This is a genomic window from Corynebacterium sp. HMSC076C10, assembly GCF_001812455.1.
GTDB classification, from domain to species: domain Bacteria; phylum Actinomycetota; class Actinomycetes; order Mycobacteriales; family Mycobacteriaceae; genus Corynebacterium; species Corynebacterium jeikeium_D.
On the sequence record NZ_KV809145.1, the window covers coordinates 24446 to 40309 of the forward strand.

11 protein-coding genes are annotated in these 15864 nt (G+C 59.1%); 1 reads left to right on the forward strand and 10 read right to left on the reverse strand.

What is annotated here, in order from left to right; all coding sequences use genetic code 11:
• Positions 1-64: 64 nt before the first annotated feature.
• On the forward strand, positions 65-712 hold the full coding sequence (locus HMPREF2857_RS07445) for an SDR family oxidoreductase (protein ID WP_049193219.1): 648 nt from the start codon (positions 65-67) through the stop codon (positions 710-712).
• A 302-nt stretch (positions 713-1014) separates the two neighbouring features.
• Here HMPREF2857_RS07445 and HMPREF2857_RS07450 read toward each other — a convergent pair whose 3' ends face one another.
• The 10 genes from HMPREF2857_RS07450 to secE all read right to left on the reverse strand — a co-directional run bounded on the left by HMPREF2857_RS07450 (position 1015) and on the right by secE (position 15491).
• Complete coding sequence (locus HMPREF2857_RS07450; RefSeq protein ID WP_016422050.1) at positions 1015-4986, reverse strand: DNA-directed RNA polymerase subunit beta'; 3972 nt, start codon at positions 4984-4986, stop codon at positions 1015-1017.
• Between the two features lie 148 nt (positions 4987-5134).
• Positions 5135-8623 carry a DNA-directed RNA polymerase subunit beta gene (locus HMPREF2857_RS07455; protein WP_042388391.1) on the reverse strand — a complete coding sequence of 1163 codons (3489 nt, stop codon included), beginning with the start codon at positions 8621-8623 and terminating at the stop codon, positions 5135-5137.
• 432 nt (positions 8624-9055) lie between these two features.
• Entirely contained in the window at positions 9056-10021 is a 966-nt protein-coding gene (locus HMPREF2857_RS07460) for a cell envelope lipid trafficking protein PgfA (RefSeq protein ID WP_049170045.1), read from the reverse strand.
• A gap of 222 nt (positions 10022-10243) precedes the next feature.
• Entirely contained in the window at positions 10244-10627 is a 384-nt protein-coding gene (rplL, locus tag HMPREF2857_RS07465; protein WP_016422047.1) for a 50S ribosomal protein L7/L12, read from the reverse strand.
• A gap of 124 nt (positions 10628-10751) precedes the next feature.
• Complete coding sequence (gene rplJ, locus HMPREF2857_RS07470) at positions 10752-11264, reverse strand: 50S ribosomal protein L10 (RefSeq protein ID WP_016422046.1); 513 nt, start codon at positions 11262-11264, stop codon at positions 10752-10754.
• Between the two features lie 387 nt (positions 11265-11651).
• Complete coding sequence (locus HMPREF2857_RS07475) at positions 11652-12284, reverse strand: hypothetical protein (protein WP_070643390.1); 633 nt, start codon at positions 12282-12284, stop codon at positions 11652-11654.
• A gap of 255 nt (positions 12285-12539) precedes the next feature.
• Positions 12540-13244 (reverse strand): 50S ribosomal protein L1, encoded by a 705-nt coding sequence (gene rplA / locus HMPREF2857_RS07480; protein ID WP_016422044.1) that lies wholly within the window; start codon positions 13242-13244, stop codon positions 12540-12542.
• Between the two features lie 101 nt (positions 13245-13345).
• Positions 13346-13783, reverse strand: coding sequence for a 50S ribosomal protein L11 (gene rplK / locus HMPREF2857_RS07485; RefSeq protein WP_016422043.1), 438 nt, complete (start codon positions 13781-13783; stop codon positions 13346-13348).
• A gap of 338 nt (positions 13784-14121) precedes the next feature.
• Complete coding sequence (gene nusG, locus HMPREF2857_RS07490; protein WP_070546900.1) at positions 14122-14991, reverse strand: transcription termination/antitermination protein NusG; 870 nt, start codon at positions 14989-14991, stop codon at positions 14122-14124.
• A 191-nt stretch (positions 14992-15182) separates the two neighbouring features.
• On the reverse strand, positions 15183-15491 hold the full coding sequence (gene secE, locus HMPREF2857_RS07495; RefSeq protein WP_049170051.1) for a preprotein translocase subunit SecE: 309 nt from the start codon (positions 15489-15491) through the stop codon (positions 15183-15185).
• Positions 15492-15864: the final 373 nt, after the last annotated feature.

The window sequence follows — 15864 nt, forward strand, 5'->3', positions numbered from 1 at the left end:
TGTTCACCACAGGCGAATGCCTTCTTCATTGCCAGCAGTGTACTGGCAGCGTATAGGTGGGGACATGTCTAAGAAGGTTATTGTCATTGGCGGCCACGGCAAGGTGGCCCAAATCGCTACTCCCCTACTTATCGACGATGGCTACGAGGTCACGTCTGTTATTCGCAACCCCGACCAGGTTCCGGATATCGAGGCTCTCGGCGCCACACCAGCCGTTTACGACATCGCCAGTCTCTCAACCGAACAGTTTGCGGACCTTCTCAGCGGGCACGACGCTGTGATTTGGTCCGCCGGCGCTGGTGGAGGTTCACCAGAACGGACGTACGCGATCGACCGCGACGCAGCTATTACTTCGATTGCCGCAGCCGAGCAGGCTGGCGTTAAGCGCTACGTGATGGTCTCTTACTTTGGTGCGGGCCACGACCATGGCGTTCCAGAGGATCACAGCTTCTTTGCCTATGCCGAGTCCAAGGCTGCAGCCGACGAAGCGCTGCGCGCTTCAAACCTGGAATGGACCATTCTCGGCCCGAGTGCGCTCACGCTCAACGAGGGCCAGGATTCCATCGACACCACGGCGGACAAGGCAGGCGAGGTCGCTCGTGCGACCGTTGCCAATGTCATCGCGCAGACCGTGTTCAACGAGGCTACCGTTGGTCGCATGATTAACTTCAACGAGGGCAACACCCCGATTGCAGAGGCTCTCAAGATGTAGAGGAGGGAGGCCGGGACGGACCCCCTAGCCCTCCCTCCCCTGCCTCTGCCTCTGTTCCTATCGCCTTTCTTCAGTCTCCAGCCGAGTTTTCCAGTTGGGTTGCCTCGACAAAGAAAAATCCTCCGGCACGACCGTGACGAACTAGCAATCCGCTAGTAAGCCACAACTGTGCCGGAGGATTTTTCCGGTTGCCACCTAACAGTTAGCGCACGAAGCCCCAACTGTCAGGCGAGGTGCTTTGCCAGACAGTGACCGAGGGAATTCTCCCGCTCCCCCAGCCGCTGCCGCAAAGCTATTGATTTTTACTCGAAGGTTCCGATGTCATCCAGCGGAACTGCGGAACCGACCTGATCGATGCCGTAGGTGTCCTCGGCACCGTAGAAGCCCTCGCCGAAGGAAGCGAACGGGGCGGCTGCCTGGCGGGCAGCTTCCTCAGTCGGCTCAACCGTGATGTTGCGGTAGCGCGAGATACCCGTACCAGCCGGGATCAGTTTACCGATGATCACGTTCTCCTTCAGGCCGATGAGCTTATCCGAGCGCTTGTTGATAGCGGCGTCGGTAAGCACGCGCGTCGTCTCCTGGAAGGAGGCGGCGGACAGCCAGGACTCGGTGGCCAGCGATGCCTTGGTAATACCCATCAGCACGCGACGGCCTTCGATGACGCTGCCACCGGAGGCGACAATCTCGCGGTTCTTCGCCATGACCGTGGAGCGCTCGACCAGTGCACCTGGCAGCAGTTCGGAGTCACCTGGCTTAGACACAATCACGCGGCGCAGCATCTGGCTGACGATAACCTCGATGTGCTTGTCGTGAATGGCCACACCCTGATCACGGTAGACCGACTGGACTTCCTCGATGAGGTGGCGCTGGACGCCTCGGCGGCCCAGAACCTCGAGGACCTCGTGCGGATCGGCAGCGCCCTTGAGCAGCTGCTGACCCTTGACCACGTGGTCACCATCGCGGATGGCGCGACGACGGCCATCGACAGTGATTTCAGCCAGGCCCTGACGCTTGGACAGCTTGTCGTATACGACCTCGTCCTCGCTGTTGGCATCCGGGATGAGGGTGAGCGTGTAGAAGTGCTCGTCCTCCTCCAGGCGCACGCGACCGTTTTCGCGGACCAGCGGAGCCTTGTTCTTCGGCACGCGGGCCTCAAACAGCTCCTGGACACGCGGCAGACCACCGGTAATGTCGCCACCGACACCACCCTGGTGGAACGTACGCATGGTCAGCTGGGTACCCGGCTCACCAATGGACTGCGCAGCAACAATACCGACAGCCTCTCCGATGTCGACCAGCTTGCCGGTTGCCATCGAGCGACCGTAGCACTTGGCACAGACACCGGTTGCGGTGGAACAGGTCAGAACCGAGCGGACCTTGACTTCCTTGACACCGTGGCTGAGAGCCAGGGTGATGTGGTCGTCGTTCAGGTCGGTGTCAGCCGCGATAAGGACATTGCCCTCAGCGTCGGTGACATCGGCTGCCAGCACACGAGCAATCGCGGCGGTCTCGACATACTTCGCACGACGGATCTCGCCGGTCGGGTTGCCGGCTGCGTCCAGAACATCCTCGCCGATCTCGACAATGACACCATCGTGGGTGCCACAGTCCTCTTCGCGAACGATGACGTCCTGCGCAACGTCGACCAGACGACGGGTCAGGTAACCCGAGTCAGCGGTACGAAGCGCGGTATCGGCCAGACCCTTACGGGAACCGTGCGAGTTGTTGAAGTACTCGAGAACCGACAGGCCTTCGCGGAAGGAGGTCTTAATCGGGCGGGTGATGTATTCACCACGCGGGTTCGTAACCATGCCCTTCATGCCGGCCAGCGAGTGAATCTGGCCCATGTTACCGGCGGCACCCGACTTCACAATCATCGGAATCGGGTTGTCATCCGGGTACAGAGCCTCGACCTTTTCACCGACCTCAGCCGTCGCAGCCTTCCACAGGTTAACCAGCGACTCGTGACGCTCAGCAGCCGAGAGCTTACCGCGGCGGAACTTCTTCTCCACCGTGGCGGCCTTCTCTTCGTAGCCGTTCAGAATCTCCCGCTTGTTCGGGAGAACCAGCACGTCAGACATAGCAATGGTGACACCAGAACGGGTAGCCCAGTAGAAACCAGCATCCTTGAGCTTGTCGACGGTCTGAGCGACCGTGATCATCGGGTACTTGGCAGCCAAGTCGTTAATGATCGCAGCCTGCGGCTTCTTAGCCATAACGCCTTCGACGTATGGGTAGTTCCACGGCAGCAGGTCGTTGAACATAACGCGACCCAGCGTGGTCGAAGCCAGCCAGGTATCGCCCTTGTTCCAACCGTCTGGGAACTGCTCGGCCTCAATCTCGGCCGGCGGACGCAGGTGGCTGATGCGAACCTTAATCGGGCTCTGCAGGCCAATTGCACCGCGGTCGTAAGCCATGATGGCCTCGGCCGGGCTGGTGTAAATACCCTGCTCCGGTGCGTCCTCGGTGGCATCCTGGTGGCCACCCGGCAGCTCCGGCTTCTCCAGCGTCAGGAAGTACAGGCCAGTGACCATATCCAGACGCGGCATAGCCAGCGGCTTACCGGAAGCCGGCGACAGAATGTTGTTCGAGGACAGCATCAGGACACGAGCCTCGGCCTGTGCTTCAGCGGACAGCGGCAGGTGGACTGCCATCTGGTCACCGTCGAAGTCAGCGTTGAAAGCTTCACATGCCAGTGGGTGCAGCTGAATTGCCTTACCCTCAACCAGGACCGGCTCGAACGCCTGAATACCCAGGCGGTGCAGCGTAGGTGCACGGTTCAGCAGAACCGGGTGCCCGGTAATGACATCTTCGAGGACGTCCCACACCTCTGGGCGCTGACGCTCAACCATGCGCTTCGCGCTCTTGATGTTCTGCGCGTAGCTCTTGGCCACGAGCTCCTTCATCACGAACGGCTTGAACAGCTCAAGTGCCATCAGCTTCGGCAGACCACACTGGTGCAGCTTCAGCTGCGGGCCGACGATAATAACCGAACGGCCGGAGTAGTCAACACGCTTACCCAGCAGGTTCTGACGGAAACGACCCTGCTTACCCTTGAGCAGGTCGCTCAGGGACTTCAGCGGGCGGTTACCCGGACCAGTGACCGGGCGGCCGCGACGCCCGTTGTCGAACAGTGCGTCAACGGATTCCTGAAGCATGCGCTTCTCGTTGTTGACGATGATCTCCGGAGCGCCGAGGTCGATCATGCGCTTCAGGCGGTTGTTGCGGTTGATGACACGACGGTAGAGGTCGTTCAGGTCTGAGGTCGCAAAGCGGCCACCGTCGAGCTGCACCATCGGGCGCAGCTCCGGCGGAATCACCGGGATGCAGTCGAGCACCATAGCGGCCGGGTCGTTGCCGGACTGCAGGAATGCAGTGACAACCTTCAGGCGCTTGAGGGCGCGCATCTTCTTCTGCCCCTTGCCGTCGCGAATAATCTCGCGCAGCTCCTCGGCCTCCTTGGCCAGGTCGAAGTTGCGGATCAGGGTCTGAATAGCCTCAGCACCCATACCACCGGTGAAGTAGTCCTCGTAGCGGTCGACGAGCTCGGTGTAAATACCCTCGTCGATAATCATCTGCTTCGGCTCGAGCTTGATGAAGGTGTTCCAAATCTCATCGAGACGATCCAGCTCGCGCTGGGCGCGCTCACGGATGTGGCGCATCTCGCGCTCGGCTGCAGACTGAACCTTCTTGCGGGCGTCAGCCTTGGCACCGGCTGCCTCGAGCTCAGCCAGATCCTCTTCCAGGGTCTGGGCGCGCTCGGCCAGCTCCTGGTCGCGGTCGTCCTCAACCAGCTTCTTGTCCACGAGCATGTCTGCTTCGAGGGTTTCCTGGTCGTTGTGGCGAGCCTCTTCATCCACAGAAGTGATGATGTTGGCAGCGAAGTAGATGATCTTTTCCAGATCCTTCGGAGCCAAATCGAGCAGGTAGCCGAGGCGGGACGGCACACCCTTGAAGTACCAGATGTGAGTGACCGGAGCGGCCAGCTCAATGTGGCCCATGCGCTCACGGCGAACCTTCGACTTGGTCACCTCAACGCCACAGCGTTCACAGATGATGCCCTTGAAGCGAACGCGCTTGTACTTACCACAAGCACACTCCCAGTCACGGGTCGGGCCAAAGATACGCTCACAGAAAAGGCCATCCTTTTCCGGCTTCAGCGTACGGTAGTTAATCGTCTCGGGCTTCTTGACCTCACCGCGAGACCAGCGGCGGATGTCGTCGGCGGTAGCGAGCCCAATCCGGAGCTCGTCAAAGTTGTTGACGTCGAGCACCTGTTTTCCCTTTCCCTCCGCATCGAAGTAATGCGGAAACCAAATTCTCTGCGGAGGTTTTTGTACGTTGTCGTCTGTGTTGGGTTATTCGCGAGTTAGGGCTTCCCGACCCTGATACTCACGCAATGTTTCGTCGTTAAGCGAGAAACTATGCGGAGTCAGCGTCAGAACGCTCGTCGCGGGACAGGTTAATGCCGAGGGAAGCGGTCGCGTGGTCGAGTTCCTCATCGTCGGAGGAGCCCAACTCAACCGGAACGCCGTCGGCCGAAAGGACCTCAACGTTCAGGCAGAGCGACTGCAGTTCCTTCAGAAGCACCTTGAACGACTCCGGAATACCCGGATCCGGAATGTTGTCGCCCTTCACGATTGCCTCGTAGACCTTGACGCGGCCAACCACGTCATCGGACTTGATAGTGAGCAGCTCCTGCAGGGTGTAGGCAGCGCCGTATGCCTGCATTGCCCACACCTCCATCTCACCGAAGCGCTGACCACCGAACTGGGCCTTACCACCCAGCGGCTGCTGGGTAATCATGGAGTACGGACCGGTGGAACGAGCGTGAATCTTCTCGTCGACCAGGTGGTGCAGCTTCAGCATGTACATGTAGCCCACCGAAACCGGGAACGGGAACTTCTCGCCAGAGCGGCCGTCGAACAGCGTGGCCTTACCGTCAGCGTTGACCAGCACCTCGCCGTCACGGTTCGGGCGGGACGACGCGAGCAGACCAGCGAGCTCCTCGTTCTCAGCACCGTCGAACACTGGGGTTGCGACCAGGGAGTCGGACGGAACGTCGTGCAGGTCTGCCGGAAGACGCTTAGCCCAATCCGGGTCGCCCTCAATGCTCCAGCCGGCCTTCGCCAGCCAGCCGAGGTGAACCTCGAGGACCTGGCCGATGTTCATACGACGCGGAACACCGTGGGTGTTCAGAATGATGTCGACCGGGGTGCCGTCCGGCAGGAACGGCATGTCCTCCTGCGGCAGGATCTTGCCGATAACACCCTTGTTACCGTGGCGACCTGCCATCTTGTCGCCGTCCTGGATCTTGCGCTTCTGCGCAACGTAGACGCGGACCATCTCGTTGACACCCGGTGCCAGGTCGTCATCGTCTTCACGGGAGAAGACGCGGACGCCGATGACCTTGCCGGACTCACCGTGCGGAACACGCATGGAGGTGTCACGGACCTCGCGGGACTTCTCGCCGAAGATAGCGCGCAGCAGGCGCTCCTCCGGAGTCAGCTCAGTCTCGCCCTTCGGCGTGGTCTTAGCGACCAGGATGTCACCGTCGCGAACGTCGGCACCGATGCGGACGATACCGCGGTCATCCAGATCCTTCAGCATCTCCTCGGATGCGTTCGGGATGTCACGGGTGATTTCCTCCGGACCCAGCTTGGTGTCGCGGGCATCAATCTCGTGCTCCTCGATGTGAATCGAGGTCAGGATGTCCTCCTCAACCATGCGCTGGTTCAGGATGATGGCGTCCTCGTAGTTGTGTCCTTCCCACGGCATGAATGCCACGAGCAGGTTCTTACCAAGTGCCATCTCACCGTTGTCGGTACCCGGACCGTCAGCGATGACCTGGCCGGCCTCAACACGCTGGCCTTCGTCAACCAGAGGCTTCTGGTTGTAGCAGGTGCCCTGGTTGGTGCGTTCAAACTTGCGCAGCAGGTAGGTGTGGCGCTGGCCCTCATCATCCATGATGGTGATGAAGTCTGCCGACACGGTCTCGACCACACCGGTGGCCGAAGCGACAATGACATCGCCGGCGTCGTAAGCAGCACGCTGCTCCATACCAGTACCGACGAACGGAGCCTCCGAACGCAGCAGCGGCACAGCCTGGCGCTGCATGTTCGCACCCATCAGGGCACGGTTAGCGTCGTCGTGCTCGAGGAACGGAATCATGGCGGTAGCCACGGAGACCATCTGACGCGGGGAAACATCGAGGTAGTCGACCTCATCGGCGCGGACGGACTCGACGTCACCACCCTTCTTACGAACAGACAGGGTCTCCTGAACGAAGTGGCCGTTCTCGTCGATCGGGGTGTTGGCCTGCGCGACGACGTAGCGGTCTTCCTCATCAGCGGTGAGGTAGTCGACCTCGTCGGTGATGACACCATCGCGGACGCGACGGTACGGAGTCTCAATGAAACCGAACGGGTTCACGCGTGCGTAGCAGGACAGCGAACCAATCAGGCCAATGTTCGGACCCTCTGGGGTCTCAATTGGACACATGCGACCGTAGTGGGACGGGTGAACGTCTCGAACCTCAAGGCCAGCACGGTCACGGGTCAGACCACCCGGGCCCAGTGCAGACAGACGACGCTTGTGGGTCAGACCCGACAGCGAGTTGTTCTGGTCCATGAACTGGGACAGCTGGGAAGTACCGAAGAACTCACGGATAGCCGCGGAAACCGGGCGCACGTTAATCAGGGTGGTCGGCTGGATCGACTCCACGTCCTGAGTGGTCATGCGCTCACGAACCACGCGTTCCATGCGGGACAGACCCACGCGGACCTGGTTCTGAATCAGCTCGCCTACGGTACGCAGACGACGGTTACCGAAGTGGTCGATATCGTCGGTCTCAACCGGGATCTCAACACCTTCCGGCGAGGTCATAACATTCTCGCCGTCGTGCAGGCGCACAAGGTATTCGATGGTGGTAGCAATATCCTGCTCGGTCAGAACCATCTCGCCGGAGGCATCAGCACCCAGACCCAGCTTGCGGTTGACCTTGTAGCGACCGACCTTAGCCAGGTCGTAGCGCTTCGGCTTGAAGAAGTTGTTCTCCAGCAGAGCCAGCGCGGACTCGCGCGTCGGCGGCTCACCCGGGCGCTGCTTGCGGTAAATCTCCAGCAGAGCCTCGTCGGTGTTTGCAACACCGTCCTTCTCCAGGGTGGCCATCATGATCTCAGAGAAGCCGAAGCGCTCCTTGATCTCCTCGGTGGTCCAGCCGAAAGCCTTCAACAGAACCGTGACCGGCTGGCGACGCTTACGGTCAATACGAACGCCGACGGTGTCCCGCTTGTCGACGTCGAACTCCAGCCACGCACCGCGCGACGGAATAATCTTCACCGAGTGCAGCGGGCGCTCGGTGGACTTGTCGATGGTCTCATCGAAGTAGACGCCCGGAGAGCGCACCAGCTGAGAAACAACGACACGCTCAGTTCCGTTGACGATGAACGTACCCTTGTCCGTCATCATCGGGAAGTCACCGATGAAGACAGTCTGGCTCTTGATCTCACCGGTCTCGCGGTTGGTGAACTCCGCGGTGACGTAGAGGGGAGCCGAGTAGTTGATGTCCTTATCCTTGGACTCATCCACGGTGTTCTTAACGGAGTCGAACCATGGGTCCGACAGCGTCAGGGACATCTTCTGGGAGTAGTCCTCAATCGGAGAGAGCTCTTCTAGAATATCTTCGAGACCGCTGGTAACCCGAGCGTCTTCTCCGAGCTCCTCCTGGCGACGAGCACGCCACTCAGGCGTGCCAATGAGCCATGCGAAAGACTCACGCTGCAGGTCGAGCAGACCAGGAACCGCAATCGGCTCCTGAATCTTTGCAAACGAGTACCTCTTCGAAGCTCCGGGAATACCGGTTACTGCCTTGGTCTGGCGGGAGACTGCCAAGATGCGTCCTTCCAGCACCTCACGCGGTGGAGCACACCGGCAACCGGTGGTGCGCTCCGCCCGCTTGGTTTATACGCGATTCAAGTTGCAGGAATTATTTCTGTTGCGCACCGGGATACTTTGCGTCTAACCTTTGGTCACACACGAAAGTGATTCCCCCGCCACTTGGCCTCCAAGACCAGCCTTTAAAGGCGAGCTCCGAGCCCTAACGGCGGCGCCGCAGCAACTCCTTTAACAGCTAGATGCACGAAAAACGGTGCTACATAATAGCCCCGCGCTCCGAGCGCAAACTATAAAAGAGCTGGCGACAGATACACTAATTCCAGCGCAACGATTTAGCCTATATCAAAAACTGGCAGTTGTCTAGTACAACTTGACAAATCGGGCGTGTCGCATTCACCCGTTACCGATATAACGATGAGGCCTGGGCGCTATGGCCGTCGTAAAGCGTTACTCTGCTTTACGACGGGTCGAAGGACGCACGATGCCCACGATTGCGATGAATACCAGAATTGAACCGGACGCAATGAGGCCGATTGACCACGGCTCTAGAGCTGGGCGCTGGAAATTCTGTATTGCGCCAAAGAGAAGCTGATTGGAAAGGCCTTCGTCCATCTTGCCGTTGAAGCGCAGGTAGTCCATGATCGGCTCGCCGTCGCGGGTCTCCCACCAAAGGTGGATGTCCTCGGCCATATCGATGACCGAGCCAGACTTGGGCTCAACCCACAAATCACGGGTGCCCTGGTACTGGAGGAAGCCGGACTTGTCATCCTGGGTTAGCTGAGAGACATAAGAACGGTACTTCTGGGCGAGATTCGTCTTCTCAATGTCCTGACGGAAATGCAGGACACGGTTACCACCGCGCTCCTCTTCCCCGACAAACTTTGCTGGCAAGGAATCGTGGAGGAGATCATCAAAGATCAGGTATTCCTTTTCCTCCGTGTCGGCCGGGAGCTTCACCCAGTTCCCCTCGAAAGCCACTGACCGTGGAACGCCCGCCATGCGGTCGACAAGCGTCGCAGGAGCCAGCGCCTCGCCGGTGAGTCGGTCGATGGTCACTGTCCAGATATTGGCCTCGATAAGCTCCGTCAGCGGGTCGGTGCCGATAACCTCAGGGGGAAGCTCACGCATTTCAGTCACACCGACACGGAGCGAAACCTTGTCCGCATCCGCGGGTTCGATGAGCACGCCGTGAAGCTGTCGCTGCAGCGGCGAGTGCACTTCTTCCCGCTTGCCCTCTTCGTTAATCCTGGTGGATACGCCGTCTTCCGCCCGCAGGGTGTACGACACCGGCGGCAGGTCAAGTGGCATTTTGGGATCAACATTGAGCACTTTGGGCAGCAAAATGCCAGCAGCAAGCAGTGCGGTGCCTAGACCCAACAGAAGGATAGACAAAATTCTCGGCCGTGAGAGCATGTTAGATACTTTACAGGCCAATAAGGGTAATCAAGACAATGAGTGGGCTGGTTTTTGCCTCAACTCCCTGTGACGGGTGAGATTAGTGAGGTTTTGCCCGGGTCAGGTGGGTTAGCAAAGGCCCCAGAAAAAAAGAACCGCCAACCCCGGGCACGAAGCCCAGAATTGGCGGTCAGAATTGGTAGCTTTAGGCCGCTACCGGGGCCGAGGCAAGTAATTGAATTACTTGAGGGCAACCTTTGCGCCAGCCTCTTCCAGCTTAGCCTTAGCAGCCTCAGCGTCGTCCTTGGAAGCACCCTCCAGGATAGCCTTCGGAGCGGACTCAACCATCTCCTTAGCCTCCTTCAGGCCCAGGCCGGAGACGATCTCGCGGACAGCCTTAATAACGCCGATCTTCTTAGCGCCAGCGTCCTCGAGGACGACGTCGAACTCGTCCTTCTCCTCAGCAGCAGCCTCGCCGCCAGCAGCGCCTGCAGCAGCAACTGCAACCGGAGCAGCAGCGGTAACGTCGAACTCTTCCTCGAAAGCCTTCTTGAACTCGGTGAGCTCAACGAGGGTCATTTCCTTGAAAGCCTCGAGCAGTTCCTCAGTGGTGTACTTAGCCATGGATATTCTCCTATGAGTGTGGTGCGGCCGCTCCCCTCAGAGATCCCTGGGGTCGAAGCCGTCAAAGTGATATTGAAAAGTTTTTCGCGTGATTTAGTTCGCGTAGATCGCGAGCCGCTCGGGATTACTTCTTTTCCTCGAGTGCCGCAGCAAGGCGGGCAACCGAGGAGGTCGGAGCGTCGAGCAGGCCAGCGACGTTCGCCAGAACGCCGTTGAAGGCACCAGCCAGCTTTGCCAGCGTGGTCTCACGGTTATCCATATCCGCAAGAGCCTCGAACTGTGCTGCATCCATTGCAGCACCGTCCATGTAGCCGCCCTTGATCACGAGGTTCTTGTTGTCACCGGCGAACTTCTTAATCGCCTTAGCCGCATCCACAGCCTCGCCCTTGATGAAGGCGACTGCAGTCGGGCCGTTCAGGTGCTCATCAAGACCCTCAATCCCTGCCTCGTCGGCAGCGATCTTGATCATGGTGTTCTTGGCGACGGAGTACTTAACATCAGCACCGAGGGCGCGACGCAGTTCCGTGATTTCCGCAACGGACAGGCCGCGGTACTCAGTCAGCACGATAGCGTTGGACTCTTCAACGTCCTGCTTCAGCGCTGCAACAGCTGCAATCTTCTCAGCATTTGCTGCCATGTGTACTCTCGCCTCCTTCCTGGTCTTTGCAATTTTCCGCTCGGCCAAGTGAAGGATTCTTTTGCGCAAATACAACAAACGCCCCAATCCTCGCACAAGGATGGGGCGCACAATTCTTTTGGCATGTTCCACTTCAACTCCGCCGACCCTAAGGTCAACAGGTGAAGTCAAACTGCGCAAGCGCTTCCAAGTCCTCCTGCGTGGGCCGCTCACTGTATTCCTACAATGAAACCTTCAATCCGCTTCTTTCAAAGCGAATGACCGACGGTCTTCGGTGAAACTTGAGTACCAACCTCCATCTTCCCAACTCGATGTTGGTACCGATTGGAAGCCGGTCAAACTTCGTGACGAAACTTTATACCAGACCCTGGCAATTAACCAAATCGCCTATCCAAACCGCGCCGCACCAGGCTCTCCGAAGCGGCCGAACTCCAGGTCCTTCTCACGTTGCTGCACAATCATCTCGAGCTCGGCAAAGTACGCATTCAGGTCATCGTCGGCAAGCCAAAGCACTTGGTCGGCGTAGTCGAGCACCACACGCACCATGTCGTCGGGATGTGCGTCCAATCTGGCGGCGTCGAGAATATCCACAGTGAGCGTCAGTGCCACGCGCACAACCGGCGGGATCTTCGATGCCAGGCACTGCTGCGCCACGACATTGCGCAGCTCGACGGCCTCCATCCGCGCGATGATGCGCAGCAGCCGCACGACCACGACCTGCGCCGCCCGAGCTTGCAGAGCTTCCTCCTCGCTCATCCCCGGAAGCACCACAGAGTCCTGGATATTGCGGCGAAGGACCTCAGCTACGCGTTCGTCCTCCCCTAGCCCCGTCAGTACCTCGCCCAGCAGAGTCTGTCCCGCGATGCGCAGGCAGGGCATGTCATAGGCGTCGTCGCCCAACGAGTCGAGATACGAGATGAGCTGCGGTTCAATAATTCCGGAACCGTCGTCGAGCTGCGCCAGGCGATTAATCTCGCCGAGCGCCTCCAGCCCTTCTTCGGGTTCCAAAATTAACGTCATAGTCGCGATTTTAAGCAACAAACTTTGGCTGTGAGTCCATTTCGCCTGGATTAGTTGTTTGGATTAGCAATTCGCTTTACGACGTCTACCGCGCCCAAGCCCCCCCACCGCGCTATCGATACCCCTTATGCCAATGCAAAACCGCCACCTCACACACTCTGGAGAGTGCGCGCGGCGGCGGTTTTAAAGAGCTTTGCTCAGAGTCACTCTCGAGTGACTCGTGAAGAGCACACTCGCCTATCGGCTGATGCTGATTTAGGCGGTGTAGTCCTTGATCACGCTGGTGTCAACCGGGATGCCCGGGCCGTTGGTGGCGGAGACGGTGATCTTCTTCAGGTACTTACCCTTAGCAGCGGACGGCTTGAGGCGCATCAGCTCGTCGATAAGCGCACCGTAGTTCTCGGCCAGCTTCTCAGCGTCGAAGGAAGCCTTACCGATAACAGCCTGCAGGTTTGCAGCCTTGTCAACGCGGAAGGAAATCTTACCGCCCTTGATCTCGGTGACAGCCTTAGCGACATCCGGGGTAACGGTGCCGGTCTTCGGGTTCGGCATCAGACCACGCGGGCCGAGGATACGAGCCACGCGGCCAACCTTGGCCATCTGGTCCGGGGTAGCGATAGCAGCGTCGAAGTCGGTCCAGCCGCCCTGAATCTTCTCGATCAGTTCCTCGGAACCGACGAAGTCAGCGCCGGCCTCTTCAGCCTTGGTGGCGTTCTCGCCAGCAGCGAAAACAACAACGCGGACGGTCTTACCGGTGCCGTTCGGCAGGGAGACAGTACCGCGAACCAGCTGGTCAGCCTTGCGTGGGTCAACGCCCAGGCGGATGGCAACGTCGATGGTGGCGTCGTAGTTCTTGGAGGAGGTCTCCTTGGCCAGGTTAGCGGCCTCGAGCGGAGAGTAGATGCGGCCGGCGTCGATCTTCTCGGCGGCGGCGCGGTATGCCTTAGAGTTCTTGCTCATGAAAAGTCCAATCTCAATTAAGTGAAATGGTTGGATTGTGGTGTGTAGCGGGCCGAAGCTGGCCCTACCACTTGATGAAGGAGCAGCTAAACGCTGACGGTTTACTTTGCGCCCTCGACGGTGATGCCCATGGAGCGAGCGGTACCGGCGATGATGCGTGCACCCATCTCGATGTCGTTAGCGTTCAGGTCCGGCTTCTTCAGCTCGGCGATTTCCTTGCACTGCTCCCAGGTCACGGAACCGACCTTGTTGGTGTGCGGAACGCCAGAGCCCTTCTGAATGCCAGCGGCCTTCAGCAGCAGCTTAGCTGCCGGCGGGGTCTTCAGAACGAAGGTGAAGGAGCGGTCTTCGTAGACGGAGATTTCAACCGGGACAACGTTGCCACGCTGGTTCTCAGTTGCTGCGTTGTAAGCCTTGCAGAACTCCATGATGTTGACACCATGGGCACCCAGTGCCGGACCAACCGGCGGAGCCGGGTTAGCCTGACCAGCCTGAATCTGCAGCTTAATAATCGCAGAAAGCTTCTTCTTCGGAGCCATCGGATTAACCTACTTCCTAGTTACCGGGGCACGCCGCCCCGATGAAAAGGCGACTCACCCCGTCCGGATGCCGACGCTTTACGACGACCCTTGCGCCCTCGACCATCATGGCCACTGGCGCTGGTCATTGAGTTGGTGCCAGCCACCGGGGATACGAATTACTTGGCGCATCTGTGCTCAAGGCACAAAAATGCACGCCTGGCTACGTTACCGCAGCGTATGGCGTGCATCAAAATCCGTTACCGGATTGGTTGCGCGAGCGAGCTAGCTGGTGCCTTGCTCGGCGCTTGGCTTGGCGGTGCTCTCCGCTTGGCTCTGCGCCTGGCTTGAGGTCGGGCCTAGTTCAGCTTCTCGACCTCATCGATGCCCAGCTCGACCGGGGTCTCACGGCCGAAGATGGAAACCAGAGCCTTCATGCGGCCGGTGTCCGGGTCGATCTCGGAGATGGTCGCAGCCACAGATGCGAACGGACCGGACAGGATGGTGACGGACTCGCCGACCTCATAGTCGATGGCGACGGCCTTCTTCTCCGCCTGCGGCGCCGCTGCGACAGCCAGCTCACCGTCGGCATTTGCAGCTTCTTCAGCGGCGTCCGCGGTGATGGTCTCCTTCGGCATGAGGAACTTAGCGACCTCGCGAATCTTGACCTTGGACGGCTGGCCCTCGCTACCGACGAAGGAAGTAACACCCGGGGTGTCGCGGACGACGGACCAGGACGGGTCATCCAGGCTCATACGAACCAGAACGTAGCCCGGCAGCAGCTTGCGCTTAACGATCTTCTTCTTGCCGTCGTCCTTGCGCTCTTCGACTTCCTCAACCGGAACGATGACCTCGTGGATCTGCTCATCGACACCCATGGTCTGGGCGCGCATTTCCAGGTTGGTCTTCACCTTGTTCTCGTAGCCGGAGTAGCACTGGATGATGTACCAGTCGCCCGGACGACGCTTGAGCTCACGCTGGAACTCGCGCAGGCGCTTACGGTACTCGGCATCTGCGTCAGCAGCTGCCTGTGCCTCAGCGTCAGCGGCAGTCTCCTCTGCCGGCGCTGCTTCTGCTGCAGCAGTGTCAGCTGCGGCTGCGTCGGCTGCGGCTGCGACTGCACCCTCGGCCGAAGCTTCTACCTGAGCCGGTGCGTCCTGCGCATCCTGCTCAGTTGCGGCAGCATCCGCGGACTGGGCGTCGGAGAAAATATTCTGACCATCATTCATGTCGTGCTAACCCCTCTTGTATCTACATCAACGGTTCGCGACATTGGCATCTTCGCCTAAAGAGTCCTAAGAGCCAATATGCCATCCGCAATCACTTCGCACAGCCAGACACCAGCTGCGCTAACGAATAATCCCGCCGTCCGGAACTCGGAGGCGGGATGAAAAGCATCACTGCGAAACAGTATAACCGATTACTTACCCAACACCGATCGGACACCCAGACCGGCCAGCGTGTCCACACCCCACACGAGAACGATCATGGCAATCAAGAACAGAATCACGATGATGCTGTAGGTGACCATCTGGCGGCCGGTCGGCCAAATCACCTTGCGCAGCTCGTCAACAACCTGCTTGATGAAAACCAAAGGGTTACGAGTCGAAAGCTCGTTGGTCTCCTTCTCACGCGCAGGCTTCTTCGCCACGGTGGTCTGCGCGCCCGTCGCCTGGCGCTTACCGGACGGGCGAGCCGCCGCCTGGAAAGTCTGGTTTTCCTCAGACACGATGCTCCTTCGCTACTTCGTGCATATGAGACCTAAAGATACTGCACAGTGAAACTCAAACGTGAATTCTTCAAGGGCAAACTCCGGGGAAGTTCTCCGGAGCCAAGCCCCCACTGTGCAGAGCAAGTCTGGTTCAGTGCGTAAATTCTAGCCGATAATCCACACTATCGAAGAAATGCCCTTCGTGGGAACCGCAGGCTTCGAGATTCGATTCTGACAACCCCAAAGAGCTACGGGCTGCTAGCTCGGTCTGCTCGCTGGGGCTGCTCGCTTGGCTGTTCGCTTGGGCTGCAGATATGAAACTGTATGGGTTTATGACGCTTTCAAGCCATTTTTCGAGGGTAGGGTCAGGCGGTCATTGCATCATGGATAA